27 protein-coding genes, 1 tRNA gene and 1 other RNA gene are annotated in these 26,178 nt (G+C 42.1%); 7 read left to right on the plus strand and 22 right to left on the minus strand.

The features are described from left to right. Nucleotides 1–537: 537 nt before the first annotated feature. Complete coding sequence (locus KF820_04040; GenBank protein MBX3457515.1) at nt 538–1,473, plus strand: hypothetical protein; 936 nt, start codon at nt 538–540, stop codon at nt 1,471–1,473. Between the two features lie 337 nt (nt 1,474–1,810). On the opposite strand, the gene KF820_04045 is transcribed toward KF820_04040, so the two are convergent. From KF820_04045 to KF820_04070, 6 genes are all read right to left on the minus strand, one after another. After that, nucleotides 1,811–2,131 carry a YbaB/EbfC family nucleoid-associated protein gene (locus KF820_04045; GenBank protein MBX3457516.1) on the minus strand — a complete coding sequence of 107 codons (321 nt, stop codon included), beginning with the start codon at nt 2,129–2,131 and terminating at the stop codon, nt 1,811–1,813. A gap of 12 nt (nt 2,132–2,143) precedes the next feature. Beyond that, nucleotides 2,144–3,760: a DNA polymerase III subunit gamma/tau gene (locus KF820_04050; protein ID MBX3457517.1), complete on the minus strand. Its 1,617-nt coding sequence runs from the start codon at nt 3,758–3,760 to the stop codon at nt 2,144–2,146. 27 nt (nt 3,761–3,787) lie between these two features. Next, nucleotides 3,788–3,884: signal recognition particle sRNA small type (ffs, locus tag KF820_04055), an RNA gene on the minus strand. Between the two features lie 51 nt (nt 3,885–3,935). Next, nucleotides 3,936–5,042: a peptide chain release factor 2 gene (gene prfB / locus KF820_04060; GenBank protein MBX3457518.1), complete on the minus strand. Its 1,107-nt coding sequence runs from the start codon at nt 5,040–5,042 to the stop codon at nt 3,936–3,938. 73 nt (nt 5,043–5,115) lie between these two features. After that, complete coding sequence (gene ccmA, locus KF820_04065; GenBank protein MBX3457519.1) at nt 5,116–5,694, minus strand: heme ABC exporter ATP-binding protein CcmA; 579 nt, start codon at nt 5,692–5,694, stop codon at nt 5,116–5,118. After that, nucleotides 5,672–5,809 carry a DUF1674 domain-containing protein gene (locus KF820_04070; GenBank protein ID MBX3457520.1) on the minus strand — a complete coding sequence of 46 codons (138 nt, stop codon included), beginning with the start codon at nt 5,807–5,809 and terminating at the stop codon, nt 5,672–5,674. The genes ccmA and KF820_04070 overlap by 23 nt, the downstream gene beginning before the upstream one ends. Before the next feature lie 80 nt (nt 5,810–5,889). Here KF820_04070 and htpX point away from each other — a divergent pair, with 80 nt between their 5' ends. Genes htpX through KF820_04085 form a run of 3 tightly spaced genes read left to right on the plus strand, consistent with a single transcriptional unit; the run spans nt 5,890 to nt 9,008 of the window. Continuing rightward, on the plus strand, nt 5,890–6,774 hold the full coding sequence (gene htpX, locus KF820_04075) for a zinc metalloprotease HtpX (protein ID MBX3457521.1): 885 nt from the start codon (nt 5,890–5,892) through the stop codon (nt 6,772–6,774). 2 nt (nt 6,775–6,776) lie between these two features. After that, nucleotides 6,777–7,433, plus strand: a complete 657-nt coding sequence (locus tag KF820_04080) for a ribulose-phosphate 3-epimerase (protein ID MBX3457522.1) — start codon at nt 6,777–6,779, stop codon at nt 7,431–7,433. 3 nt (nt 7,434–7,436) lie between these two features. Beyond that, nucleotides 7,437–9,008: a heparinase II/III family protein gene (locus tag KF820_04085; GenBank protein MBX3457523.1), complete on the plus strand. Its 1,572-nt coding sequence runs from the start codon at nt 7,437–7,439 to the stop codon at nt 9,006–9,008. Between the two features lie 47 nt (nt 9,009–9,055). On the opposite strand, the gene KF820_04090 is transcribed toward KF820_04085, so the two are convergent. The 6 genes from KF820_04090 to KF820_04115 form a co-directional block, all read right to left on the minus strand. Further along, nucleotides 9,056–9,757 (minus strand): hypothetical protein, encoded by a 702-nt coding sequence (locus KF820_04090; protein ID MBX3457524.1) that lies wholly within the window; start codon nt 9,755–9,757, stop codon nt 9,056–9,058. 131 nt (nt 9,758–9,888) lie between these two features. After that, nucleotides 9,889–11,391, minus strand: coding sequence for a DNA recombination protein RmuC (gene rmuC, locus KF820_04095; GenBank protein ID MBX3457525.1), 1,503 nt, complete (start codon nt 11,389–11,391; stop codon nt 9,889–9,891). A gap of 87 nt (nt 11,392–11,478) precedes the next feature. Beyond that, the gene (locus KF820_04100) at nt 11,479–12,729 is read right to left on the minus strand and encodes a SulP family inorganic anion transporter (protein ID MBX3457526.1); all 1,251 of its coding nucleotides are present in this window, start codon (nt 12,727–12,729) and stop codon (nt 11,479–11,481) included. 124 nt (nt 12,730–12,853) lie between these two features. Further along, complete coding sequence (locus KF820_04105; protein MBX3457527.1) at nt 12,854–14,689, minus strand: ATP-binding cassette domain-containing protein; 1,836 nt, start codon at nt 14,687–14,689, stop codon at nt 12,854–12,856. Next, nucleotides 14,682–15,002 carry a hypothetical protein gene (locus KF820_04110; GenBank protein MBX3457528.1) on the minus strand — a complete coding sequence of 107 codons (321 nt, stop codon included), beginning with the start codon at nt 15,000–15,002 and terminating at the stop codon, nt 14,682–14,684. The genes KF820_04105 and KF820_04110 overlap by 8 nt, the downstream gene beginning before the upstream one ends. An 18-nt stretch (nt 15,003–15,020) precedes the next feature. Then, nucleotides 15,021–15,096, minus strand: a tRNA-Ala gene (locus tag KF820_04115). 165 nt (nt 15,097–15,261) lie between these two features. On the opposite strand from KF820_04115, the gene KF820_04120 reads away from it, so the two are divergent. After that, nucleotides 15,262–16,254, plus strand: coding sequence for a hypothetical protein (locus KF820_04120; GenBank protein ID MBX3457529.1), 993 nt, complete (start codon nt 15,262–15,264; stop codon nt 16,252–16,254). Here KF820_04120 and KF820_04125 read toward each other — a convergent pair. From KF820_04125 to KF820_04170, 10 genes are all read right to left on the minus strand, one after another. Further along, the gene (locus KF820_04125; GenBank protein ID MBX3457530.1) at nt 16,232–17,434 is read right to left on the minus strand and encodes a hypothetical protein; all 1,203 of its coding nucleotides are present in this window, start codon (nt 17,432–17,434) and stop codon (nt 16,232–16,234) included. The genes KF820_04120 and KF820_04125 overlap by 23 nt on opposite strands. A 46-nt stretch (nt 17,435–17,480) precedes the next feature. Then, a complete protein-coding gene (locus KF820_04130) occupies nt 17,481–18,227 on the minus strand; it encodes a hypothetical protein (GenBank protein ID MBX3457531.1) in 747 nt (248 codons plus the stop codon). Nucleotides 18,228–18,317: 90 nt separating this feature from the next. Then, nucleotides 18,318–18,902: a BON domain-containing protein gene (locus KF820_04135; protein MBX3457532.1), complete on the minus strand. Its 585-nt coding sequence runs from the start codon at nt 18,900–18,902 to the stop codon at nt 18,318–18,320. Nucleotides 18,903–18,915: 13 nt separating this feature from the next. Next, the gene (locus KF820_04140; protein MBX3457533.1) at nt 18,916–19,263 is read right to left on the minus strand and encodes a YraN family protein; all 348 of its coding nucleotides are present in this window, start codon (nt 19,261–19,263) and stop codon (nt 18,916–18,918) included. Continuing rightward, a complete protein-coding gene (gene rsmI / locus KF820_04145; protein ID MBX3457534.1) occupies nt 19,260–20,096 on the minus strand; it encodes a 16S rRNA (cytidine(1402)-2'-O)-methyltransferase in 837 nt (278 codons plus the stop codon). Before rsmI ends, KF820_04140 begins: the two co-directional genes overlap by 4 nt. Before the next feature lie 3 nt (nt 20,097–20,099). Continuing rightward, a complete protein-coding gene (locus tag KF820_04150; GenBank protein MBX3457535.1) occupies nt 20,100–20,918 on the minus strand; it encodes a tetratricopeptide repeat protein in 819 nt (272 codons plus the stop codon). Nucleotides 20,919–20,972: 54 nt separating this feature from the next. Beyond that, complete coding sequence (locus tag KF820_04155) at nt 20,973–22,523, minus strand: aldehyde dehydrogenase family protein (protein ID MBX3457536.1); 1,551 nt, start codon at nt 22,521–22,523, stop codon at nt 20,973–20,975. A 156-nt stretch (nt 22,524–22,679) separates the two neighbouring features. Further along, nucleotides 22,680–23,162 carry a Smr/MutS family protein gene (locus KF820_04160; GenBank protein ID MBX3457537.1) on the minus strand — a complete coding sequence of 161 codons (483 nt, stop codon included), beginning with the start codon at nt 23,160–23,162 and terminating at the stop codon, nt 22,680–22,682. Further along, nucleotides 23,159–24,247 (minus strand): MltA domain-containing protein, encoded by a 1,089-nt coding sequence (locus tag KF820_04165; protein ID MBX3457538.1) that lies wholly within the window; start codon nt 24,245–24,247, stop codon nt 23,159–23,161. Before KF820_04165 ends, KF820_04160 begins: the two co-directional genes overlap by 4 nt. Before the next feature lie 136 nt (nt 24,248–24,383). Next, nucleotides 24,384–25,064, minus strand: a complete 681-nt coding sequence (locus tag KF820_04170; protein MBX3457539.1) for a tetratricopeptide repeat protein — start codon at nt 25,062–25,064, stop codon at nt 24,384–24,386. A gap of 123 nt (nt 25,065–25,187) precedes the next feature. On the opposite strand from KF820_04170, the gene apaG reads away from it, so the two are divergent. Both apaG and folE read left to right on the plus strand, forming a co-directional pair. Beyond that, nucleotides 25,188–25,607: a Co2+/Mg2+ efflux protein ApaG gene (gene apaG, locus KF820_04175; protein MBX3457540.1), complete on the plus strand. Its 420-nt coding sequence runs from the start codon at nt 25,188–25,190 to the stop codon at nt 25,605–25,607. A 1-nt stretch (nt 25,608) separates the two neighbouring features. Next, nucleotides 25,609–26,178 (plus strand): GTP cyclohydrolase I FolE, encoded by a 570-nt coding sequence (gene folE, locus KF820_04180; protein MBX3457541.1) that lies wholly within the window; start codon nt 25,609–25,611, stop codon nt 26,176–26,178.

The raw sequence follows: 26,178 nt of genomic DNA on the forward strand, positions 1-26,178 counted from the left end.
CTTATTTTATTTAATATTATTGATAGGTTTATTTAAAATTCGTTAATTTAAAAATTTTTTGGAGGGCAATTAAGCCTTATGATAGGGATCTTAATAATTTAGGAAGGGCCTAGATTGTGTACACTTAATGTAGTTATCTAAGTCAAAGGATGTTAGAAGCATAACTTAAAAAAAGCTATCAAAGATGATGCTTTTTTTAAAATCTGAAAAGTTCCTTCTAAATTGTTTGGTTTTTTTAAAGAAAAACTAAATTAAATGGCCCTCTTTATAAAAGAGTTTAACATAATCCCAGAGACATTTTCTATTAGATCGTGGTGGAATGGTAATCATCCCTTGAAATAAATTGCATACTTTCTATATAACGGATGTAATTATTATACAGAATAAGTACCATGGATTTTAGGTATATTATTTCTAATATATTTTTTATTACTCGGATTAACCCCCGAATTATCTGTTTTACAAATAGATCATATTACCGAGGCGGTTTTCAGATCTATTTTTTAAATATCAACAAACTATATAAAGGATTTACGAATGAATACAAAGTTTTTACTTATATGTGCCTTGGTTTTTCAAACAGAAGCGGCTGATCTTCCACTCCTTACCTCAAAAGATAGAGAATTTTTCTCCTTAGAATTAAAAAAACATCATAAAAAAAAGCAAGATTCTTTTGCTACTTCGTCAGATAATAAAGACGGAATACAATCACAATTCAGGAGTACGAAAAAAAATACACATCATATACGAGCATTAGATATACCTAACGAAATCTGGCTTAAAATTATGGAAGAATTAGACTTGAATTCTTTTATAGCGATTTTAGATGTAAATACTAAATTAAGAAGACTCGGCGCTTCAAACCAATTTTTGACATTTTACAAGATAACAAGACAAGAAGTCCCTAAAACATTAGAACCTTCTTCATATTTGTCTACTTTAAATTATATGGCTGTATTAGGAGATAAAAATGCAGCTGGCATCATAATGACAATCGTCCAAACAAAATATTTACAATATAGGTTAAGTATACCTTATTTCGAAGGAGCTGTATTAACTATGATTGCTAAGGGATGGACTATTAAATCTTGGAAAGAAGAAGCCGCCAGCATCGATCTTAGCTTAGAAGAAAGCCTACTTAAAACCGATTACCCCCAACCAGATGAATCTTGTATGACTGACAATCTTTTGACAGAAAATGGATTGTATCTTGCCTATAAATTATGTATAGACCATTTTTACAGCATGTATGTAAGCAACAGAAATCATACAAAATTTTCTAGAAAGAAAACCCCATTATACCAATTTTGGACAGATCTTAGAACAGGGATAAGAATTCAACATGACATTTTATCATTAAATAATTATGATGTTTCTTTAGGTATTTCTAAACCAACAAAATTACTAGAAACAATAAAAAAATCTCAACCATTAATTCGATTCATTAGGGCTGTAAAATTATTGAAAAAGTAAGGTTGAGGACATCAAAGTACAGTTGAATCGAAATAAAGCAGTTATTAGGTTAATAATTAAAAAAGATCATCCAAGATAGATTATTGATTTTTGCGTTTTGTTTTTGTTGCTCAGGTTTACTCCATTTCTTCTAGTAGTTCATGCCCAGCCTATCTGATAGTTGGTTTAAGCAGTGAACTTTATGGAATATTGTATTACCGATAATAACGATACTGTTCGGTGACAACTTTGAAATTATATCTAGATTATTTTAATTCAAATACGAAAACGAGGAACAAAGCGTATACCTAGTTATATGCACAGCCGATTTGTAAAGAATCGGCTCTATATGTCTCTATCAAAACGGGAGTTTCATCCCCGGGATATTCATTCCCCCGGTTACTTTACCCATTTCATCAGCCATTAAGGTTTCTTGCTTAGCTTTGGCATCATTAAAAGCAGCAATAATAAGATCTTCTAAGACCTCAACTTCTTGCGGGTCAACCAATGACGGATCAATCTTGAGCGCCCTCATTTCGCTTTTACCTGTAATGGTGATTTGCACCAAACCGGCCCCGGCTGAACCCGTAATTTCCATGGCATCCATTTTGGCTTGCATTTCTGCCATTTTTTGTTGCATTTGTTGGGCTTGTTTCATTAATTGGCCAAGATTTTTCATGGGATAAACTCCTTAGTGGATTGTTTCTTGTCGTTCGACTTTGGCAACCAGTCCGGAAAACTGAGCCATCATTTCTTTGATAAAGGGATGATCAAGCGCCGCTTGTTCTAGTTGCTGAATATGTTTTTTATTCTGCTCAACAACAGTTTCTGCGCCACCATCCGTGGTTGTTGTAACCGTCCAACGTTGCCCTGTTTGACGTGCCAACAGGGTTTCCAATTGCGTCGGCAATGTTGATGGTGCCTTGCTTCCTAAACGAATAACCAACGATCCGACATCAAAAGACACAAGATGCACATCTTGCATTAAATGGCTGTACAAAATGGGCTCACGGGCCTGAGCCACAAATTTAAGTAAGTCTTGGAAACTTGTAATCGATGAGGTCATCGTCTGCACAGTTTCGATCCGCTTTGCCGATCCCGCCACAGACGCTGCTGCTCGCGGTGTAGGCATGGATCCGCCAGAATTTCCGCCAGAGGTTAGCTTTAATAAGTCTTCGGCCGAAGGTAAATCGCTTAAGTAGGCCAGACGAATAAGTACCATTTCAACGGCTTGGTTAGGCAATGGTGAGCGCGTCACTTCTTCATACCCCTTGGACAAAACTTGCCAGGCTCGCATCAAAATAGGCATGGATAATTTATCTGCCAGAGCAGCCCCATCCCGTCGATCCGATTCCGGCCATGTCACATCAGTCATCAGAGATCGATTAATCTTAAGACTGGTGACCCAATAGACTAGATCTAAAAGATCATATAATAGAACTGTTGCTTCACTCCCGCGAGCATAAAGGTCACGAACTTCGGTCACAGCCTCAACGATTTTGCCTTCCATCAGATGAGTCAATAAGACAAACAATCGACCACGGTCAACAACACCCAACATATTCTTTACGATGTCGGTGGTCACATTGCTCTGAGACAGTGATATGGCTTGGTCCAATAAAGACAAGCCATCGCGAGCTGATCCGTCAGCTGCTCGTACTAATAAAGATAGTGCCTCGTCTTCAATTGTTGCGGATTCTTTGGCACAAATGCCTTTGAAATAATCAAACAACGTTTTTGGCGTAATCCGAGCCAAGTCAAATTTCATACAACGTGACAGAACAGTCTCTGGGATTTTCTTTAATTCGGTCGTTGCAAAAATAAATTTCACATGGGGTGGCGGTTCTTCTAATGTTTTAAGCAACGCATTAAAGGCGCTTTTTGACAACATATGAACTTCGTCAATGATAAAGATTTTATACCGACCATTCACAGCCTTATACCGAGCAGATTCCGTAATCTCACGAATATCATCAACACCCGTTCGACTCGCGGCGTCCATTTCGATAACGTCAAGATGGCGATCTTCTGTGATCGCAACACAGGACGAACAAACACCACATGGGTTAGCCGTTGGGCCACTCTGCCCGTCAGCGCCTTGACAATTTAAAGCTTTGGCTAAAATACGCGCTGTCGTTGTTTTGCCAACCCCACGAATACCATGCAACACAAAGGCATGGGGCAATCGATTTGCCTCAATTGCTTGGGTTAATGTTTTGACAAGCAGGTCTTGCCCCACCAGCTCTGACATGGTCTGAGGGCGATATTTTCTGGCTAAAACGCGGTAATTTGCGGCGGATTCGGTCATGGGGATGAGTCGCTCCTGTTGAAAAAATCGTGGAAGGTTGATACGACCCGACCGAGCCTTCACTTTGGCTGCTGTCTTCCGACCCTGACCAGATGAGCAAAGGAGTCGCCCGCACAACCTTCCACTTTGGACTATAGCAAACCTTTAAAGATTTGTCTTGTGCTAAAAAACCTAACTATTCCATACCACCGATTCTCTGAGATAAGGCCGCTTCCAGATAGTCATCCAAGTCACCATCCAGAACCCCTTGGGCATTTCCCTTTTCAACGCCTGTTCGCAAGTCTTTGACCATCTGATAGGGTTGCAATACATAAGAACGGATTTGATGACCCCAACCAATGTCGGTTTTGCTGGCTGATGTTGCCATGGCTGCTTCTTCACGTTTACGGAGTTCCAATTCATACAGTCTCGCTTTTAGCATGGACATGGCTTGGGCGCGGTTGCGATGCTGAGAGCGATCGTTTTGACATTGAACCACGATGTTGGTTGGTAAGTGGGTAATACGGATCGCACTTTCAGTTTTATTAACGTGCTGACCACCCGCCCCTGAGGCACGATAAGTATCAATGCGTAAATCTTTTTCTTCAACCACAATATCAATCGAATCATCGATTTCAGGATAGACCCACACAGAAGCAAAGCTGGTATGGCGGCGAGCATTCGAATCGAATGGTGAAATACGAACCAAACGATGGACACCACTTTCTGTTTTCATCCAGCCATAAGCCTGAAAGCCTGAAACCTTAACGGTTATGGACTTCAACCCTGCTTCATCACCCGGGTTTTCGTCAATAAGCTCAAGTTTATATTTCTTAGACTCAGCCCAACGACTGTACATACGGGCCAACATTTGCGTCCAGTCCTGGGCTTCTGTCCCGCCTGCACCCGCATTGATTTCGATAAAGCAGTTATTCGCATCCGCTTCACCGGACAGTAATGTCTCAAGTTGCAGACGACCACATTCTTTTTGGAGATCGAAAATACCTTGTTCGGCTTCTTGAACAATACTCTCATCCCCTTCAATCTCACCCAATTCAATAAGACCGATGTTGTCGTCAAGGCGTTGTTGAAGCGCCTTGATTTTGCCAATTGCATTGGACAAGGCTTCGCGTTCTTTCAAAAGTTTTTGAGCAGAGGACGCATCATCCCACAAAGTTGGCGATTCAGCTTGTTGATTCAGCTCTTCCAACCGAGCAAGCGCTTTATCCCAATCCAAGTGACGCTTAATCAGATTTAAATTTTGTTCAATGAGTTTTGCTGCACTGTCAACTTCGGCGCGCATTATTTATTCCCTAGAGTGTCGGCTATTTTGTCTTAAAATACCTGATTTTTCAATGAATTTGCAAGGACGGAGTTCATTTCATCTGATCTAAGAAAAATTCTTTTACACCACTCATTGGTATCAATTCATGGCTGGTTTGCAATATTGCGCCCCCTTTTTTGATATGGTTCTGCATGATACTGAGGAAAAAATCACGTGACTGAGTATCCAGATTATCAAGCGGTTCATCCATAATCCACAAAGGGCGATGGCACAGAATAAACTGACTCAAGGCAAGCTGGCGTTTAAGACCCGCAGAGAGTTGGTGAATATACAAGTCTTTTAAGTGATCAACGGGCGTTGATTGCAAAGGTTCTTTGAACCAGTTCGCCATAAATTTCAAATGTTGCCCGACTGTCATAGAATCGCGCAACCCATTGCTATGCCCTAAATAAGCATAGTCACTAATTGATATACCCCCTGTTGTTGGTTGCACAAGCCCAACGATAGTTTTAAGCAAGGTGGATTTACCACAACCGTTACGCCCGCGAATAACAACCCAATCACCCGATTTTATAGTCAGACTTAAATCTATTAAAATGGGGGTGTCATCTCGGAAAACTGATAGGTTGTTGATGTGTAATAGTGGATTAGAAATCAACGCATCGCCCATTTTTTTCCCAATCTCCAAATCGTGTCGGATCGGGCTTATCGGCTGAATCATTTTCTTTGGGATCATCTTCTTGTCCATCAGATAAATCGGTATCGTTAACTTGTAGGTCTGGCATGGGGAAAACTTAACTTTTGAAGATGGTTTTGCTATACTGAAACTAGTATAGATATTCTTGATCGGATGGCCAACCCCAAAATGCACAATCACTCTCGTACATTTTTTTTGATTGCCGTTATTGTCGCGATATTTTTGGTCATTGGACATCTGATTGCAGGGCCTCGTGGTGCTGTGGTTGCTCTGATGATCGCAGGAGCAATGAATTTTTATGCGTATTGGAACTCCGATAAACTTGTCTTACGCATGTATGGCGCTCAAGAAGTGTCATCTCAGACTGAGCCCGATCTGTATCGCATTGTTCAAACATTGGCACAAAGAGCCAATCTTCCCATGCCACGGGTTTATATCATTCATTCAGATCAACCCAATGCTTTTGCCACCGGACGTGATCCTGAACATGCAGCTGTTGCCGCCTCGACAGGATTGCTTAAGCTCTTAGACTCTCGCGAAGTTGCCGGTGTCATGGCTCATGAACTTGCCCATATTGCCAACCGCGATACCTTGACCATGACAGTGACAGCAACTCTTGCCGGCGCTATCGGCTATTTAGCCCAATTACCCTTTTTGTTTACAAGCCATCGTTCTGATGAAAACAGATCCCATGGAGCGCTTGTTCATCTAATCGTCATGATTCTGGCTCCTCTGGCAGCCCTACTGGTTCAAATGGCCATCTCACGGACGCGTGAGTATTCAGCCGATGCAATAGGGGCACAAATTAGCGGAGATCCGAAAGCGCTGGCTTCGGCTTTACAAAAAATAGAACAGGCAGCGCTGCGTATTGATAATCCGATAGCCGAAGAAAATCCGGCAACAGCCCATTTATTCATTATCAATCCGTTGATTCACGGTGGCATGGATAATCTGTTTTCAACGCACCCGACAACAGCCAATCGCATCAAACGGTTAAAAGAATTTAACCCTCAACAACAATCAATAATAAGAAATAAAGGACCATGGGGATAGATATGATCAAAATTGCACCCTCTATTTTATCAGCAGATATTTTGAATTTAGGACGTGATATTGCCGCAATTGAGCAGGCAGGTGCAGATTGGATACACATTGATGTTATGGATGGCCGCTATGTCCCCAACATTACCTATGGCGCCGCTTTGGTCAAGGCGGTCAAGTCTATAACAAAACTCCCCCTCGATGTTCATTTGATGATTAAGCCGGCTCAACCCCACATCAAAGCATTTGCTGAGGCGGGCGCTGATATTATTACAGTTCACCCCGATGCCGATATTCACACACACCGCGTGCTATCTGAAATCAAAAGTTATGGTGCCAAAACCGGCGTTGCCTTGAATCCGGGAACACCAATAACAATCCTTGAACCATTAATCCCGTTTATTGATTTAGTACTTGTGATGTCAGTTAACCCAGGTTTTGGCGGACAGACTTATATCCCTGAAATAACGACTAAGATTTCCGAAATACGCCAAATGATCGATAGCTCTGGTCGCAATATTGAGCTTGAAGTCGACGGTGGCATCAATCTGTCAACTGCAAAAAATGCAATTACCGCAGGGGCCACAGCATTGGTAGCAGGAGCTGCAATTTTTGGGCAACCTTCAGACCAGTATCAGGCTTTAATTTCTAGCTTACGGAGGAGCAATTAAAGTATGAGTGCCTATCTTCACTTGCAACAATGGCCAACAGATCCGGATAAATCAGGGTTGATTCAGTCGGTCAATCAAAAAATTCGGCTTGTTTGGCAGAAGAACCCGCTTTACTCTCTTAGTTTGCGTGGGCGAGGAACAACAAATCTTGCTGTTATCCCAACCGATTCTTGGCCCGGGTCTTTGACTGAGGGGCGTCAAATTATTGATGGAAAATTCATTCTGGGAAGCGAGACTGCCTTACTTCAGCACCTGTGGTATCCTAAACACTTGTCACAATCGGCACTGGCGGAACTTCATAGTTTTGAATGGTTAAGGAACCTAAGAGCCCACGGGGAAAACAGTGCAAGACGGACGGCACGTCAATTGATTTTGAATTGGATTGACCGCAATCAAAACTGGCAAACATTAGCATGGCGCCCTGATATTGTTGGCAATCGCCTAAGCAATTGGGTTGGTCTCTATGATTTCTTTTGTGCTAGCGCAGATGATAGCTTTAGAACCCAATTTTTTAAAAGCCTTTATCGCCAAGCCCGTCATTTATCCCGCAGTTGGATGGATGTGCCAACATCGGCCCAAAAATTGTATGCTCTGCATGGTCTTATTCATGTGATTATCTGCCTGAATCATGAAACCCACAGACTACCGGGGTTAATGCGCCATTTAGACAAACTGGTCAAACAGCAAATTTTTGCCGACGGGGGACACTGTAGTCGTTCTCCGATTTTACAACTAATGATTATGCGCCTGTTGATTGACCTCAAAGCGTTATGTCGACAAGCCAATGTGATATTACCAGAATCGATTCACAAAGCCATTCAACGCATGGCCCCTCTCGTTCGCCTGTTCCGCCATACGGACGGGGGAATCGCGTGTTTTGGTCCCTATCAAAAAATCAACCCGAATCTAGTGGATATGGCATTGACTTTGTCAGATGTACGGGGACGCCCGCCCCAAAATGCCAATGAAATGGGATACGAGCGAGCCACAGCTAAGTCAGGATTGGTCTTGTTCAACAAAGTACCGACCTTACTGCGGGCACCATGCAATAATATCGAAGAAGGGACCGGCATATTTAATTTTGAGTGGAGCTCATCCAAACGTCGCATTATTACCTATGCAGACGTTGTTTTGCAGTCGGATCGAGGATTGTATGCTCAGGCATTAAAGTCATCGCATGGTCATTTACAAGTTAAGAATAAAACCCATATCGAAGGCGCCTTGATCGAAGGCGAATACCAAAGCCATCACCCGACTTGGAGCTTTGCCCAAGCACGAAGTTTGTATTTGAATAATAAAGATTATGATTTCCGTGGCGAAGATATCATTTCAACCCATGTGTCCGGGATGTTTGCCTTGCGTTTTGTCTTTCATCCGGACATGAAAGTAACGCATCACGGGAAAAAGATTTATATTGAAACACCCGACGATCAACGCTGGGTTTTCATGAGCAATTGCACAGATATGCATATTGAGGTTTTAGATACCAGCTATCCCGCACAAATGTTGCTTGTTATGGGGCAACTCACCCCCAATAAAACCAAGCGAATTCGCTGGGCCTTTCGGGGGGAGTAGCTTCTACTTTACCTCTCCTCTTGAGGGAGAGGTGAAAATATAATTACCTATTCAACTTTGTCACCAATTTCTTTACCTAAATCTTTAGCATGTTCTCCAATAACGTCAGTTGCATCTACAATCTTTGGTTTTAAGTCTTTACCAAGTTCTTCCGCCTGCTTTACAATTTTTTTCCAAGCGTCACTAGATTGATCGCCAATACGCTTTGCTTCGCCCCAAACCTTTTCTGAGCGAGAACTGCTTTTGTATTGCATAGCTGTTGGTTGGAGGTGTGTTGCCAAAGTATCAATAGCAATATGCGCCAAAGTTTTTAGTTGGTTTTTTGCAGAATCAGAATAACCAAGGTCTGCCCCTAGGTTCTCCGCTTGAAGTTTCCATTCAGCAGCCTTTGCAGCCACATCAACGATTGTTGAGCTAATAACAGTTTGTTCATTAAGCTGAGGAAGACTATTATCAGGCGTCCAAAATTGACTCATGCCAGTGATATAGGTCAGTGTAAGCTGCGCGCTCTTTGATTCAGCAGAACCTTGTTCATTCCATGATAGAGTTAATGTGTGAGTAACCTTTGGTCCTTGCCAAACTTCAACTTTCGTGATTTTTTTCAGTCCACGACGACCTGTTTCAGTATGACCTGTACGCCATTCAACTTGTTGTTGACTGGATGTTGTGTCGTATTGAAGATTTTCTATATCAGTTGCACATACAGATGCTGTTGTTGCAATCAGGGCTAAAGTTAATTTTTTAAACATTCATTATCTCCTATGTTAAATACATCTGTATTATAGGAACTAATCGATGGATTTGCCATTTTTTACTGACGTAAATGAGACGTATTTTTTCCTCTAACACGATAAAACCCGAGATTCTCCATTAGAAATGTTCAGGCAACGTCTTTGTCTTGATTGGTCTCAATCAATTCCATGGACTGGATAGATCGGGGGGTTGCATCAACATGATCCAATTCCTCCATCACTGTTGAGGATGAATCAATGTCTTTAAATTTACGGGCAGTGACAAGAACACGGCGTTCTAATGTTCCCAATGTTTGGTTATAACAATCAACCGATTGACTGAGGTGTTTTCCCAAACGACTAAAATGATCCCCCATATCACTGATTCGTTTATACAATTCTTTACCAAGTTCACTGATAACGCGGGTACTTTCTGTCAGGGCTTCTTGACGCCAACCATAAGAGACTGCCCGTAACAAGGCAATCAAGGTTGTTGGGGTTGCTAAAATCACTTTTTCTTTGACCCCAACCTCAATCAACGATGGATCACATTCTAACGCTGCACTAAAAAAAGTCTCGCCTGGCAAAAACAAGACAACAAATTCAGGGGTATCATTAAATTGATCCCAGTAAGCGCGTTGGCTTAAGGCACGAATGTGATTGCGCACTTGGCGTGCATGATCTTGCATCTTCTGTTGACGATCACGATCATCTTGAGCCTCTAGTGCCTCAAGGTAAGCGGACAAAGGCGCTTTTGCATCAACAATAATTTTCTTGCCCCCGGGTAGATTGATAATCATATCGGGACGCATACGGCCTGTTTCCGTAGTGGTTGAAACTTGCTCTAAGAAATCACAGTGGGAGACCATCCCCGCCATTTCAACAACACGTTTTAACTGCATTTCCCCCCATTGACCGCGCACGGACGGTGCGCGCAATGCCTTGACAAGATTGGATGTTTCAAGACGCAAATCTTTCTGAGCGCCGACTAGCTCTTTGACTTGTTCACGCAAAACCTCATAGGCACCGACGCGTTGCTTTTCAAGGTCTTGAATTTTCGTGTCAACTTTCAGAAGAGCTTGCTGCACAGGCGTCATCATTTCGGCAATCGCCTTTTGACGATGCCCTAAATCGGAACGCGCTGATTCTTGGAACTTTTCCAGCGCTGTTTGAGCCAAGTGTAAAAAGGATTTGTTATTTGTCGAAAGCGCTTCGGCGGACAAGCTTTTAAATGTTTCACCCAGACGGATTTGGGCATTTTCTAGTAACTGTATCTTTTCGGCAGCTTGCTGACGTTCATAGGTCAAGGCTGATTGAAGTTCCGCCACTTGACTGCGCAAGCTTGAGCCTTGTTTTGTAGCTTCGGATAATTGCTGTTCAAGGGACGCTGCCCGCTGTGCTTTTTCTTCTGCAACAGCCCGTGCAGCCATTTCAGTTGTGAACGTTGCTTGCATTTCAAAGATTCGGTGTTCTCGGTCTTGAACATCACGACGCACATCAGACAAAATCATATCAAGGCGTTGGAGCTCGCTATCAGATCTCTCAAGAGCATGGCGATATTGCCAACGAACTGTTGCCCATACAAAAAGTCCCGTGGCTATGGCTGATGCGCCTGCTAGAAAATATGATTTTTGTTGAAGTAGATCAATCATTGTCACAAACCCTTCCTTTTTTTTCCATCATAGGTCAATTATTAGGCTTGTCACAAGCTGAATATAAAACTCACTGACATTATACTTTTAGATTGATGAAGTCTGCTTACACCGTGATCGCAAGAATTGAATAACACCATGTAAAACCAGCCCAAGGACAACACCACTCAACAAATCTTTACACAAGGTTGTAATAACAGTTCCCATAAACGGGATAAAAATTGCCCACCCTTGCTGATAATGGTCCATGAACTCACGGGGGGATCCAAGACGAAGGCCCACAACAATTAAAATAGCTGCAAGGGCTGTTAACGCCGTATAGTCCATAACATCAGGGAACAAGACAACAACTAACAGCAACAAAACCCCATGAATGAAATTCGATAAACTGGACGTAGCGCCATAATCAATATTAGCGCGCGTTCGAACAATTTCCGAAATCATCGGCATACCACCAATGAGGCTACTGACAAGGTTTGCAACCCCCAGAGATTTTAGATCTTTGTTTAAGTCCGAGGCTGGTTCATCTGATTTGATGGAATTCACGGCACAAACGGTCAATAACGATTCTGTTGCGCCAACTAAGGTAAAAACGATAATATGCTTTAGGCTTGCCAACGATAAAACATCCGTGAAATCAGGAAAAGTGATCGCGGATACCACATGAGTTGGCAGATCAATATAATCAGCTTGTGTTATCATATAAATTTTCCCGGCAAACGCGTAGACAAAATCTTTGTTGAGGTTAAAAACATACGTTATGGTAATGATACTAACTAAGATTAATAGTGTTGCCGGCACATAGCGAGATATGGCCAAGTTCTTCCATGTTAAGTTCAGAAAAAGGGCCATGCAACCAATGGCAAAAATCAGGGGGTTAAGCTGTGTAAAAGCGTTCGGGAGATTCACAATCAGCTCGGGCAAATTTCCTTTGATATGATGCACACCCATCAAAACATAAGCCTGTTTAATGACGATAATCAAACCAACCGCTGTCAAAAGGCCGTGAATAACTGAACTTGGAATTTTTTCGGCAATGCTGGCTTGACGAAATAGCGCAATCGCAATTTGAAGAAAAGCAGCAATAACGCCCACAGCCAACGTTTTTTCATACCCTAATTCTGTAACCGCCGCTAAAACAACAACAATCATACCAGCTGCAGGCCCCTTAATCGTATAAGGAGAGCTGCCTAAGAACGAGGCGATTAAACCACCAACAATGGCAGTTATAATTCCGGCAATTGGTGGAAAATGGCTTGCAACAGCTATTCCTAAACACAAAGGCAAAGCCAATAAAGAAACACTGAATCCAGAAATCAGATTTTTACGTAAGTCCATTGTTCTTCTTAGTCTTAAAGGGTTGTGAATTTATACCAGTACCATAAAAAGAAAGCTGATAGCTATATTTTTTTCAGCCCGTCAGCTTGAATCTAGACATGCTCTTGATTACTGAGGAATGGGATTAAGCCCACAAAGCTTTTCTAGCTTTAGAATTATCCGGAACGTTTAATGAATCCGTAAATTGGAGCATAGCCAATTTTCTGTATAATCCGTCATTCGCAATTAATTCAGCATGCGTACCAATCGCTTCTATTTTCCCGGCATTGAGGACAATAATTTTATCAGATTTTAAGACCGTTGATAAGCGATGAGCAACAACCAGAGTGGTTTTTTTCATCATTAGATTCTTTAGGCTTTCTTGAATAAATGATTCACTCTGAGCATCAAGGGAACTTGTCGCCTCATCTAGTAACAGAATCGGCGCATCCCTCAAGAAAACACGGGCTAAGGCCAATCTTTGTTTTTGCCCTCCTGATAAGCGCATACCTTTAGCACCCAGTTGCGTGTGAATTCCTTGTGGCAACCCTTGGATGACGTCCATTAAATAAGCGGCCTCTATCGCATTCCAAACTTCTGTTTCCGAGGCGTCTGGTTTTGCATACATAATATTTTCATATAACGTTCCGGAAAAAATCATTGGATCTTGGGGCACAATACCAAAACGAGAACGAAGCTCAGATATATCTACATCTTTGGTATCCACACCATCAACATAAATAGATCCGGCGGTAGCATCGTAAAATCTTAGTAATAATGATAAAACTGTACTTTTCCCAGCTCCCGACGGGCCAACTAAAGCAACTTTTTCACCCGGCGCTATGGACAATGTCACATTCTTTAGGACGTCTTTACCCGGATTGGTGGGATATGAAAAACACACATTATGAAGAGCAATCGTCCCTCTTGATTGACTTGGAAGCACTCTCTTTCTTTGAGATTGTATTCTTGGTGATGTCTCAAGAATTTCAACAAGACGCTCAGCTGCCCCTGACGCCCGCTGAATATCAGCATAAATTTCACTAAACGAAGCAATTGATCCCGCAGCCGTCAAGGCATAGAATAGAAATGATGTTAGCTGCCCTGCGGACAGAGTCCCGTTTAAAACGTCTTGCCCTCCAATCCACAGCAACCCACTAATGCCAATAAAAACAAAAGTCATCACGAGAAAAACCAACCAAGATCGATTGAGCAAATACTGATTCGATTTCAAAAAAGCCTGATTTGACGCAGTTTTAAACAAAGAAACGTCATAGTCTTCACGCTGAAAAGCATGGCATGTTCGAATACTGCTCAACGATTCTTCTAGATATCCTGACAAATTAGCAACAGCATCTTGCGTTGTTTTGGCATTGGCCTTTACCCGTTTACCAAAGGCAAGTAACGGGGTAATGACCATAGGAATAATCAAAAGTGACAATGCTGATAACTTAAGCGACATCGTCAGCATCATCGCAACACCACCAACAAATAAAAGCAAGTTCCGGATGGCCAGTGCTGCAGAATTCCCGATTAAGATTTGAATGAGCGTTGTATCAGTACTCAGTCTTGAAATAATTTCACCCGGACGTATCGCCTCAAAATAGCCAACATCAAGAGTCAGAAGATGGTTATAAACTCGCTCCCGAACATCAGACATGACTTTTTCGCCAAGCCAAGACACATAATAAGTTCGACCAAAACTTGACAGAGCCATAATAATCACGCTCATGAGCATAAAAAGAATTGCTTGGTCTAAAGCGTAGGAGTTTTCTTGGGAAAAAGCTTGGTCAACAAGACCTTTCAATCCTAAACCAAGCCCCAGAACAGAAATAGACGCTAGAACCAACGAAATTGTGCCTAAAAATAGCTGACGTTTATACCGAAGTAAGAATGGCAAAAAATGGCTTAAAATTGCCATATTATTACTACTGGGACGTTGGGATTTCGTCGTATACTCAACTGAACTTTTCTCACGCATGGGGAATGTGGATTTCCTGACTCGTAATCATACCTAACTCTGTTGACAGTACATCAAATAAACGGCGCTGGCTACGGGTACATTGCCACACCCCATTATCTTGTAGAGAGAAATGATGAGCGCCCGATACCGCTGATGAATACCAGATTTGGTGGGTTACCCCATGATAATTCAACAAAAAATGGCGATTCTGATTATCAATGATGAGCAAATCTTCATCATTGGGCTCAATTTCCAGACTTATAATGTTCTGTTCAATATAATCAGATAAATATCGCAGTGTTTGGCGGGCGAATTGGCGATGATTTTGCATGGAATATCTTTGATTAAGTGGTGGAGCCAAGGAGGATCGAACTCCTGACCTCTACAATGCCATTGTAGCGCTCTCCCAGCTGAGCTATGACCCCACAATCAGGTTACTTCCTCAAGCTAACGAATCTCGATTCAGATTGCAAGGGAAAAAATAATTTGTTTGATCTTGGAAATTACGATAATTTTTATATGAATAAGGTATTGTTTTTTATATTTTAGAACGAGAAATTATCAAGACAAAAACAAAAGTTGGTATGTCGATGTTAAGACTATTTTTAATATATTGTATAAGCTTAAGTTCTGTAAGTTATGGCGGAATATTTACTGAGTTGCATGATTTAAGTGAGGCAACAAAGAATGGCCAAAAATATGCCGACATATTGTATCCCGGAACCCTTTATGCAGATTCAGCCGACGGCAAACAGTGTTTAGATTACGCATCCGCTTTTCCCTACTCCTTTGATAGGACAACACAAACACATATCATATTGGGGTGCGGGCATTTCTTGATGACTGTCATGAAACGTGACCCTCATTGCAAAATTTATTTCAGATCGAATACAGGAACAATACATCTTGTAAACAAGACATTCAATCAATGGACCGACAGCGAATTACAATCAGACAGGACCATTTCAACTGATTTGGCACTCTACCAATTAGAGTCATCTACCCCATGTTGCCCTTCTGTTTGTTTTCCGGAATCACCTCCTGGTGAATCCATTACCTTAACAACCTTATCTTGCGGATGGGCTCTTGATTTAGCAGGGAAACAATTAATCGATACAGATCAAAACCCTGTTGCATGGTCCGGAGATTTTAGCCTTACCAAGGGTGGTGTACTATCGGCTTATTTCAAGCCTGACACACTCTTAAAACTCTCCACAACCAATTATGAACAATGGTTTTACGGTTCAATTTCACATCCTGTCCCACAAACATTTTTACATGATAGCGGAGGAATATGGTTTAGGGAAAATGAAGGAATGTATGAACTATGGGGACTAACATCCCACGCGAGTATTGTCCCCTATTCTATGAGAAAACAAATCGTCGGACGTGCAACCAGAGTATTGTCATGTTGGTTCTTAAACACACCGTATTCATTGACCGTTTATCCTATACAAAATGAGGGAAGAAAATGCGACTATGGAAATTTCCTGACGTATCTTCATCCCCACAAGACTTGGATCCAACGATGCTTTGAATATATTGCGGCACCCCCAGGTATTACTGCGTGGAGTTCTTCTTAGCCTCTTGCTGTTTTCGCCGTTCTTCGGCTCTTCGTCTCATTTCATCCATCTGGGCTTTTAGATCTTCATCAGAAAACTTTGGCCGTTCATAGGTTTTTTGACCACCAGTTTTACCTTGAGATGATGAGGGAGGGGGAGGTGGTGGCGGCATACCAGCATCATCCGATGGGGGTGGTGGTGGCGGTGGGGAATCTGACCTTGGCGATGATCCCATTTTTGACTTAGCTAATCCGACCTCTAACGAAGATTGCGGAGTAACAGTTCCAGAGACAAGCCTCAAATTGATTTGGTTAAGCAGAACTTCCCGTTTCATCTTCGTTGGCATTTTATCAAGGGCATAAACCAAAGCCTGAAGTTCATCCTGATTCATCTCACGAAGACCGATTTGTCCTGTGATTTGTCGTTCATAATACTGACCGGATAACGGACTATCTTGAGAAAAATCATTCTCATCTACAGACAGATAGAGTATTTTCCATAGCGTCGATTCTCTATAATAATTTTTCAAAGCTTCTTGTTGTTCTAAAGAAAGCGACGTGAAATTAGCTCGCACTTGTTGATATGTAACTTTATATTGAGCAAGCAATTCTGCCCGTTTCTTTTTCTCAGCTTCGGATTTTACTTTGTCTCGTGCATCTCTTGCTTCTGCACCGAGTTTTGCTTTTAATGCATCAGCTTGGATCTTTGCTTTATGTTCCTCATAACTAATACGGTCCGGAAGAGATAAATCCAATTGTTTACGCAGGAATTCAAGCTCTGCTTCTTCGTCCGGGGTGACATTTTCACCGTTGTAATACTTTGTTTCAATTGCCACAATACGCGCATTAATGGTGTTATCGCTCTCTTCTAACAATTGAGCCATCTTCTCGCGCGTCATATTTTCATAACTTGGCGGAGGAGCATAGGATCCCCCTGGTGAGCCCGATTGGGTCTGATATCGTTGAGCCATAAGTGATTGATTATAAGCTTCAACAGCTGTTTGCGTCTCGCCCAAAGCTAAAGCTTTCTTGGCATTTTCATCGCCCTCGCTGGCTCGTTGCTTCAAAACCTTAAGAGCCAGCACCACACTTCTTTTCAATTGCATCCCTGTACCCGACAGTTGCAGAGGAGCACGATCATCCATAGCCTGTGATTCAAGCATCGCTATAGATAGCAAAAGGGTCGTTGTTAAAATTTTCATCGGTAATACCTCCCAGTTAAACCTTTTCCTGAATAAAGGTAGTATTTTAAAACAAATAGGAAAGTCTTAACGACGTTGTAAAAACTTTTGGACGTGCCGTTATATTGATCGTACCCGGGATCAAACCTGGGCCTGCATCAAATACGTGCTGCGTCGATAATTTACTATATTTTGTATATTTGAAATCTAATCCCACCATGAAATTTTGAATTTGCTTTTCTGCGCTTGCTCCCAATACAAGTCCTGATAGACCTTTTGATTTGTTATTACGTATAGTTAATATGTTGGTTGGATCATAAGTTAAAACAGTACGATCTCTAAAATGACCCCGGTCAAAACCAATAGCAAACAAGAATGCCAAGCTATTACATTTTACACCAGCACGTGCTGTAAACCCGTAATTGTACCGACGTTCCAATTCTTTACTATAGAAACGGTTCTGAGGCACTAAATCTTGCCTTACGTCAGTTAACCGTGACTTTACTGTTGAGCGGCCAAAATAAAGCTCAGGGCCAAAAACAAAAGAAGTTGACGTTGGTTGCCACAAAGCCCCACCAAATACAGAAAGCGCAATATTGCTATTTGACATACTTTTACCGCTACTTATGCGGGTCGTTACAACTGTTCCTCCTGCATCATCTTCAGTTATAAACTCACCGCGTTTACCTGAGAGATGATCAATCCCTCCAGATATCCCGATATAGGGGATAACCTTTTTACCAGATTCAGCCTGAGCAATCCCCCCAAAAACTGATAATAAACTTACTAAGAGGGTTTTTTTTGAATAGATCATAAAATTTTCACCTGTAAAATACCTTATAATTTATTCTATAGAATTATATTAAATTGAACAAGAAGCTCTCACTAATATTAATTCAGGTTGTCACTCAACAATATCTTCTTTGAGCCGAACATACGATACAACTTTGTTGACACCATCGATATGACGGGCATGATGAATAACCATATCAAGCTCTGCCTTGTCCTGAGCAATACCCATTAAATAGACGTTACCGCTTAAGGTTTTGATGCTATAATTGATAGATTGAATATTTTGATCAAAGAGGAGTTTGGATTTTACCTGTGTTGTGATCCAACTATCTTTGGCATAGGCTCCAAAAGAGGCTCCCTTTGATACCGAAATATTATCAATCACACGCTTAACACCTTCGACACTCCACGCAATACGAACTGCCTCTAAGTGCATTTCATTAGTCTCAACAGCCCCCGTCAGCATCACTTCACCATTTTGTACCATCACATTGACGGCCGCATGAAGATTCGGATCGTGTTGGTACAAAGCAACAGTGATTTTGGTTGAAATCTTCGTGTCGGTCAGTGACCCAGAAACGCCTTTTTCTTTCACCATAGCACCACCAACTACCGCAGCACCACCACCGATAATAGCCGGGGCACAGGCAGACAGGATGAGAGTTGTTACAGATAAAACGATGATATTTTTTTTCATTATAGTCCTCCGTTTAAGTGACGCGCCAAGCATCCCTGACGTGGTGAATTCTCCAAGAAGTAACCACGACAACATCGAGCCTCAGGCTTTTGGTGTTTAGTCTACTCGAAGCAAGGTATGCTTGACCAGCATTTTCGATACGACGTTGCTGATGAGGGGTAATAGCTTCCAGACCATTAAAAAGAGATTTTCGTCGTTTAACTTCGATTAAAACAAGAGTTTTTCCACGTTTGGCAATCAAATCAATTTCACCCCAAGGGGTTTTATAGCGATGCTCAAGCAAACGATATCCTTTAAGAAGCAAAAACAAAGCCGCTGCATATTCGGCCAGAACTCCTTTTGTGTAGCTTGTCCATTTCATTTTAGTATCAAAGCTCGTTTGTACACATCTTTACGAGGTAAGCCCAACGCCCCCGCAACAAGGGTGCACGCATCCTTTAATGTATGGCTTTTAAGGGCATCTAAGATAGCTTGATCTAAATCTGCTTCGGATAAGTGCTCAGTTTGAGTTGGCGGTGATAGAACGAGAACAAATTCACCACGGATTTTATCGCGCGCCGTAAAATTAGCAATAACATCTGCCCAGGCTCCTCGGACAACTTCTTCATGAAGTTTTGTAAGTTCACGCGTAACAGCAACCTGACGATTTGAAAAGATTATTGCTAATTGTTCTAAAGACTTCAAAAGACGATGCGGTGATTCATATAAAATCAGGGTTGCATCCACATCTTTATACACAACTATATCTTTTGGATTCATAAAACCTAGAAACATAAATTTATCCGTTGGAATCCCAGACAAAGCGGCTGCTGTTATAACGGCGGATGCACCGGGGATGACCGTAACAGGAAGGTTATTGTCTTGCAAAGCACGCACAATAACAAAACCAGGATCACTGATGAGAGGCATCCCAGCATCACTAATCAATGCGACAGCTTGCCCTGCTTGGATGCGCGTCATAACATCCGGAATCATTTTATCTTCATTATGGTCGTGCAAGGCCTTGAACGGAGTTTTTATCCCAAAGGTATCCAGCAGAGGTTTACTCGTCCGCGTGTCTTCGCAATAAATTAAATCAACCCGCTGCAACACGTCCAAGGCACGCAGCGTAATATCTCCCCGGTTGCCAATGGGCGTTGCAACAAGATAAAGGCCCGGCTTAACTGCTGGTAAAAAATCAGGAAGAGAAAGCATAAATTAACACGCATATTCTTTGTAAAGTTTTTTAGCACTAATAGCTGTTCCTTTATCCTTTGGAAAATCTGCTTGATGTTTTTTCAAAACGATACAAGCCTTCTTTTTATCACCCTGGAGTTTCATGGATTTTGCCATACCCAACAAAGCCTGCGCCCCAAGAGCACCTTTTGGATTTGCTTTGTAGGCAATAGCAAAATCAGCAGCAGCATCTTTCGCAGCCTTTTTATCCTTGGATTCTATTGCCTGAGCAAGTTGGCATTCAGCAATATGTAACTTAGCTTGGCTTGCTTGTTTACCCTTAGGGTATTGTTTTGTGTAGAATCTAAAAGCTTCTTCAGCCTCGGCATATTCTTTTTTCTTATACAATCCCATGGCTTGATCATACTGAGCCGTTTCATTTCCCTTATCGAGAGTACCTGTCGGCGCCTCTTTTTCAGCTTTTTTGGTTGCAATATCTTTTGGATTTGAGTCTTGCAAATCTTTCAAGATTGCATCAACATCACCGTCATCATCGCCAGACTCGTCTGCATCCGCATCATCCTTAGGCATATCAGTTTTTTGGCTAGGCTCAGTTGCCGATGAAATTGGTTTATTAAGACCACCATGCTCAACAACTTCAAGACGACCTCGCAACTCTTTAATTTGGTTTAAAAGATTCTCAAGATCTTCTTTTGTGGCAAATTCATGACCACTCGGGCTTTGGCCGGCAACTTTCTTTTCAATATCATCCAAACGCGCACTGAGATCGCCATAGGATTCATCAGCAAAAACTGACAGGGTCGTTGCTATCAGCAAAGAAAGAAGTGTCTTTTTAAACATATTTATACCTAATCGACTTGATGTTTTTATACAATCTATCATATTTCAGTTCGTCTATAAATCGAATTTAATCCCTTGGGCAAGGGGTAATTCAGATGAATAATTAACCGTATTTGTTGCACGTCGCATGTAGTTACGCCATGAATCGGAGCCCGATTCTCGGCCGCCACCTGTTTCTTTTTCACCACCAAAAGCACCGCCAATTTCAGCACCACTGGGGCCAATATTGACATTGGCGATACCACAGTCACTACCCAAAGCGCTCAAGAAATATTCAGCTTCACGAACATCTGTTGTAAAAATGCAAGACGACAGGCCTTGGGGAACCTGATTATTCATCACAATTGCATCATCTAAGGTATCATACCCCAAAACATATAAAATTGGTGCGAATGTTTCAGTAAACATAACATCCGTATGGCTTGGCATATCAATCAAAGCAGGTGAGACATAATAACCCTTAGGATAAGTGTCTGTTAGCACACGCTGCCCGCCAGCCACGAGTTTCCCACCCTCAGACTGCGCCTTTTTAATTATTTTCATAAAAGCTGTAAAGCTATGTTCATCAATCAGCGGGCCACATAAAATTCCGTCCTCGAGAGGATTTCCAATACGAATACTGTCATAGATAGAGGTTAGTTTTGCAATAACATCTGCTTTCATAGAGTTATGCACAAACAAGCGACGCAAAGTCGTACAGCGTTGACCGCTTGTCCCAACAGCACTGAACGTAATAGCCCGATAAGCTAAATTCAAATCAGCAGATGGGGTTAAGATCATGGCATTATTGCCGCCTAATTCTAAAAGTGACTTCCCAAAACGTTTTGCAACTCTCTGTCCGACAGATCGTCCCATTTCTGTACTGCCTGTGGCACTAACAAGCGCCACTTTCGGGTGATCAACCAAAACATCGCTAACCTCACGTCCCCCTTGAACAAGGCAAGATAAACCTTCAGGGGCTTCCTTGAATTTTGCAGCCGCATTTTCAAATAAATGCTGGCAAGCTGAGGCTGTGAGAGGCGTTTTCTCTGACGGCTTCCAAACCGTTGCATTGCCACAAATAAGGGCCAAGGCAAAGTTCCAAGCCCAAACCGCAACAGGAAAATTAAATGGTGTTATAAGCCCAACAACACCCAAGGGATGCCATGTCTCCATCATGCGATGACCTGGCCGTTCAGATGTGATGGTTAAGCCATATAATTGACGTGAAAGACCAACAGCAAAATCACAGATATCGATCATCTCTTGGACTTCACCCAGTCCTTCCTGCAAGATTTTTCCGGTCTCAAGCGTCACAAGCTGACCTAAGACTTCTTTGTGCTGGCGTAACTCTTCACCAAACAATCGAATCAACTCACCGCGTTTAGGCGCAGGAATTGATCGCCATTGTTTAAAGGCAACTTCGGCTTTGTCAATAGCCATTGTCATATCGGCTGGTATATTCAGCATAACCCCACCAATAACCTCACCATTAATCGGAGAATAAGATGTCAGATCTGTACTATGGATTTTCTGTGCAGAAATACCGATCTGAGATAAAAGCGTTGTAACTGATTCTTTAAGATCTGCGTGCAATAATTGAATTTTTAGGCTTGATGATGACATAAAAAACTCCCCTTGTTTATTAAAGTCTAGGAAAGTTTTAATCGAATGTAAATATCAGCTACATCAATGAACTAAACCACTTATCAGGAATAAGTATTACCGATGAATTTAAAGACAAGACGGCATAAGCGTAGATTATTTTTCCACATTGGTTAATCACCCCTTGATCCGAACATAGAAAGCACCACCGCCACCATGTGCGTCTTTGGCAGGGCCATAGCCGGTTACCAGTGACATAGATTCAAACCATTGTGGGGCAAGTTTTTTCAGAGTTTCCGGATTATCAGGGTGACCTTTGCCGGTAATCACAAGAATCCAGCGCAACCGATCATGATAAGCCATCGCGACGAATCGTTGAAGTTTATCCTGAGCCTCTTGGCGGGTATAACCGTGAAGATCAAGGCGCGCTTCGATCATAACTTTACCAAGCTTATGGAGGCGTTTTCTCTCATCAATCCATTGAGAATTCACATTGAGAGTCGTGCTATGTTTGTCAAAAAACTCTTGAATACGGTTATTGTCAATTCGAACCGTATTGACAGTTGGTGTTGATGGCAAAAGAGCCGGAGATCGATGTTTTAACGGTCGAATCCCCTGAGTGATTTCATGCCATAAGTGAGAATCTTTGGGTGGTTTCATCGCGGCAAAAGAACATACAGGTTCCCCTTCGCATTCATTGCACCCGCATAATAGCCAGCTCGGTCCCCGCTGCCCCAGAAATAGTCTCCGCGAACAGCACCCTTAATAGCACCACCTGTATCTTGAGCCATCATCATTTGCTGAAGACGTTTATGATGATGATCAGGGTGGGTACAATCTAACCATAACGGTGTCCCTAAGGTTACAAAACTCCGATCGACAGCCATACTTCTACGCGGAGTTAACGGCACGTTATGGCTTCCGATAGGTCCCCCTACATGAGTCGGCGAAATTTTAAAGAACACATAGGACTGATTCTTTGACATAATGGATTCAGCCCGTTTTGGATGGGCGCGAAGCCATTTTTTAATGCTGTGCATGGTCACGTGGCCGTGCTGGAGTTCGCCCATATCAAGCAAGGCTTTACCGATCGCAAAATAGGGGTAACCATTTTGCCCGGCATACCCTAAGCGAATTTCCTGACCATTATCCAGCCGAACACGCCCAGAACCTTGGACTTGAATAAAAAAGGCATCAACAGGATCATCAACCCAAACAAGTTCTAAGCCCTTTCCTTTTAAAGCACCTTTAACTATCCGTGACCGGGGAATTTTATAGTTAATTCTTTTGCCCGGAACCTTATAAAGGGGCGTTTGATATTTTCCATGGCGACGCAATGATCCGTTAAGAATCGGCTCATAGTACCCAGTGAAGACACCGTTTGCATCTCCGCCTGCTGATAACCGATAAGGATGAAGCTCAGACTCAATAAACTGTCGGAATTGTGCATTTGATTTAAACTTCTTAACTTTCAGCTTTTTACAAAAACCAAACCAGTCGCGGGCCTCACCGGTACCATTCCTTCCTGTAACCATTTCAGTACAGGGGGATTTTTTCAAAATGATATCACAAGATTTAAGCATCGCTGGTAACGCTTGAAGTTGATGATCACGATGCCACCCTGGCAGCTGATCAAATGAGACAGGCTCTAATTCTCGTTCAATTTTTGTCGAGCATCCTGCTAATATGAGCCCTAGGGTGAGAATTATTAATTTATTTCGTACAATAAAAAATGGTCGTGTCATTTATCCGGGTCTCAAAAGGCCTCTCTGATGAAAGAAAGGCTTAAGTCAGCATTTATATTCATCTAAATTCAATTTAAAAACCACCTCTCCCATTGAGGACGAAGTGGTTCTTATATCGAATTCATTCTATTACTTTTCATGATTCACTTGAAATTTGCTGAGCCATGGTCTGCGCCCGCAGCTTAACACCTTCGGGTGCTTCTGGTGTCTGAAGGGCCGCAACAAAAGCTTCAGCTGCGTCTTTTTTCTTACCGGACAAATACAGGATAACACCTTTTTGTTCCAAAGCAAGAGCACGCAAAGGGCGGCCTTCTTCGGCTAGAATATCAAGTTCAGCAAGCAATTTATCCGCTGCCTTTGGATCATGTTCATAGGACAAGCTAATGGCTTGAAGCTGTGCTGTATCACGCCAGATTGTATCTAATTTGGAATCCTTGGCAATCTCAGAGTACAATTCAATTGCCTTAGCCATGTCTTGTTTTTCACCGGGCGTGGAGTAGATGGATGCCTCAGAAAAACGAGCGAATGTAGCGTAAGTTTTATGGCCAGACGTCATGTCTTTTAGAATAGCCAACGCTTTAGAGGTCTCGCCTTGCTCAAGATAGCTTTGCGCCTTGATATAATAATCGGATTGACGCTCTAGCTCACGGTTTTGGTAATTACTCCACAGAGAATATCCTGCCAAGACAACAAGAATGGCTGTTAGTGCTGAACTTGCCTGTTTACCATACTTTTCCCAAAGTTGTCTAAATCGTTCTTGTCGGATATCCTGTTCAACTTCTTCTAAAAATTCATCAAACTTATCTTTTTCGGCCATAATTTCAATTCCGTTTAAACATTTGTTATGACATTCTATCGTATTCTAGGATATGATAGAAGTATAAAAAATATTGTCTGTGGAGAGTTTTACTCTAACTTGTTGAGCAGGAGGAGTGTTCAAATGACAAGTGATCTACCCTTAGCACCATCTTACACAACCGAAAGTCAGAATATTCGCGTAACTGTTTTTCCAATTTATCTTGATAATCAATCAGCACCGGATGAAAACCATTACTTATGGGCCTATCATGTCCGCATCGAGAACCTTGGAACACTGCCCGTCCAACTCAAAAATCGCCACTGGGAAATTACCGATGGGTTGGGACGCACTCAAGTTGTGAAGGGATCAGGCGTCGTGGGTGAACAACCGCTTATCCAGCCTGGTGAAATTTATGAATATACAAGCGGCACTCCGCTGACAACCCCCTCCGGCATTATGGTAGGACACTATAGCATGAGTCGTAATGACGGCGAGCTCTTTGAGGTGGATGTCCCTGCTTTTTCTCTCGACAGCCCTTATCAACCCATTATATTGAACTAACATGACAAAACCGACACGAGAGCAAGCAGAGCAAGCGATTAGAACCCTTATTCAGTGGGCCGGAGATAATCCGAACCGTGAAGGATTACTAGGAACACCAGAACGCGTTGTCCGAGCCTATGAAGAATATTTTGCAGGATATGCTGAAAAACCGGAAGAATATCTAATACGGGTTTTTGAGGAAACTCAAGGCTATGATGAGATTGTTCTTTTGAAAGATATCCGCTTTGAATCCCACTGTGAACATCATATGGCACCCATTATTGGTGTGGCTCATGTGGCTTATTTACCAAACAAACGAGTCGTTGGGATCAGTAAACTTGCCAGAGTTGTTGATATTTTTTCCAAAAGATTACAAATCCAAGAAAAAATGACTGTTGAAATCGCAAAAGCCATTGATGAAACCCTTAATCCTTTTGGTGTCGCTGTCGTTATAGAGGGCGAACATCAGTGCATGTCCTGTCGCGGCGTCCATAAAACAGGGGTCACTATGGTGACAACGCACATGACGGGACTCTTTAAAACCAATCACGATTTACGGCGTGACGTCTTAGAACTCATTCGAAAATAA

The organism is Candidatus Paracaedibacteraceae bacterium (assembly GCA_019636055.1).
Lineage (GTDB): Bacteria > Pseudomonadota > Alphaproteobacteria > Paracaedibacterales > Paracaedibacteraceae > Paracaedibacter.

Coding starts and splice junctions, on each gene's coding strand:
- prfB (MBX3457518.1), bottom strand. CDS start 5,042: ATGCGCGCCGAAGTTGACAGTGCAGCAAAACTCATTGAACAAAATTTA.
- KF820_04130 (MBX3457531.1), bottom strand. CDS start 18,227: ATGATCTATTCAAAAAAAACCCTCTTAGTAAGTTTATTATCAGTTTTT.
- KF820_04155 (MBX3457536.1), bottom strand. CDS start 22,523: ATGTCATCATCAAGCCTAAAAATTCAATTATTGCACGCAGATCTTAAA.
- KF820_04050 (MBX3457517.1), bottom strand. CDS start 3,760: ATGACCGAATCCGCCGCAAATTACCGCGTTTTAGCCAGAAAATATCGC.
- KF820_04120 (MBX3457529.1), top strand. CDS start 15,262: ATGTTAAGACTATTTTTAATATATTGTATAAGCTTAAGTTCTGTAAGT.
- KF820_04040 (MBX3457515.1), top strand. CDS start 538: ATGAATACAAAGTTTTTACTTATATGTGCCTTGGTTTTTCAAACAGAA.
- KF820_04135 (MBX3457532.1), bottom strand. CDS start 18,902: ATGAAAAAAAATATCATCGTTTTATCTGTAACAACTCTCATCCTGTCT.
- KF820_04090 (MBX3457524.1), bottom strand. CDS start 9,757: ATGTTTAAAAAATTAACTTTAGCCCTGATTGCAACAACAGCATCTGTA.
- KF820_04170 (MBX3457539.1), bottom strand. CDS start 25,064: ATGGCCGAAAAAGATAAGTTTGATGAATTTTTAGAAGAAGTTGAACAG.
- KF820_04105 (MBX3457527.1), bottom strand. CDS start 14,689: ATGCGTGAGAAAAGTTCAGTTGAGTATACGACGAAATCCCAACGTCCC.
- KF820_04080 (MBX3457522.1), top strand. CDS start 6,777: ATGATCAAAATTGCACCCTCTATTTTATCAGCAGATATTTTGAATTTA.
- KF820_04140 (MBX3457533.1), bottom strand. CDS start 19,263: ATGAAATGGACAAGCTACACAAAAGGAGTTCTGGCCGAATATGCAGCG.
- KF820_04165 (MBX3457538.1), bottom strand. CDS start 24,247: ATGACACGACCATTTTTTATTGTACGAAATAAATTAATAATTCTCACC.
- rsmI (MBX3457534.1), bottom strand. CDS start 20,096: ATGCTTTCTCTTCCTGATTTTTTACCAGCAGTTAAGCCGGGCCTTTAT.
- KF820_04125 (MBX3457530.1), bottom strand. CDS start 17,434: ATGAAAATTTTAACAACGACCCTTTTGCTATCTATAGCGATGCTTGAA.
- KF820_04160 (MBX3457537.1), bottom strand. CDS start 23,162: ATGAAACCACCCAAAGATTCTCACTTATGGCATGAAATCACTCAGGGG.
- KF820_04110 (MBX3457528.1), bottom strand. CDS start 15,002: ATGCAAAATCATCGCCAATTCGCCCGCCAAACACTGCGATATTTATCT.
- rmuC (MBX3457525.1), bottom strand. CDS start 11,391: ATGATTGATCTACTTCAACAAAAATCATATTTTCTAGCAGGCGCATCA.
- ccmA (MBX3457519.1), bottom strand. CDS start 5,694: ATGGGCGATGCGTTGATTTCTAATCCACTATTACACATCAACAACCTA.
- KF820_04150 (MBX3457535.1), bottom strand. CDS start 20,918: ATGTTTAAAAAGACACTTCTTTCTTTGCTGATAGCAACGACCCTGTCA.
- folE (MBX3457541.1), top strand. CDS start 25,609: ATGACAAAACCGACACGAGAGCAAGCAGAGCAAGCGATTAGAACCCTT.
- KF820_04100 (MBX3457526.1), bottom strand. CDS start 12,729: ATGGACTTACGTAAAAATCTGATTTCTGGATTCAGTGTTTCTTTATTG.
- KF820_04045 (MBX3457516.1), bottom strand. CDS start 2,131: ATGAAAAATCTTGGCCAATTAATGAAACAAGCCCAACAAATGCAACAA.
- KF820_04070 (MBX3457520.1), bottom strand. CDS start 5,809: ATGCCAGACCTACAAGTTAACGATACCGATTTATCTGATGGACAAGAA.
- KF820_04085 (MBX3457523.1), top strand. CDS start 7,437: ATGAGTGCCTATCTTCACTTGCAACAATGGCCAACAGATCCGGATAAA.
- htpX (MBX3457521.1), top strand. CDS start 5,890: ATGCACAATCACTCTCGTACATTTTTTTTGATTGCCGTTATTGTCGCG.
- apaG (MBX3457540.1), top strand. CDS start 25,188: ATGACAAGTGATCTACCCTTAGCACCATCTTACACAACCGAAAGTCAG.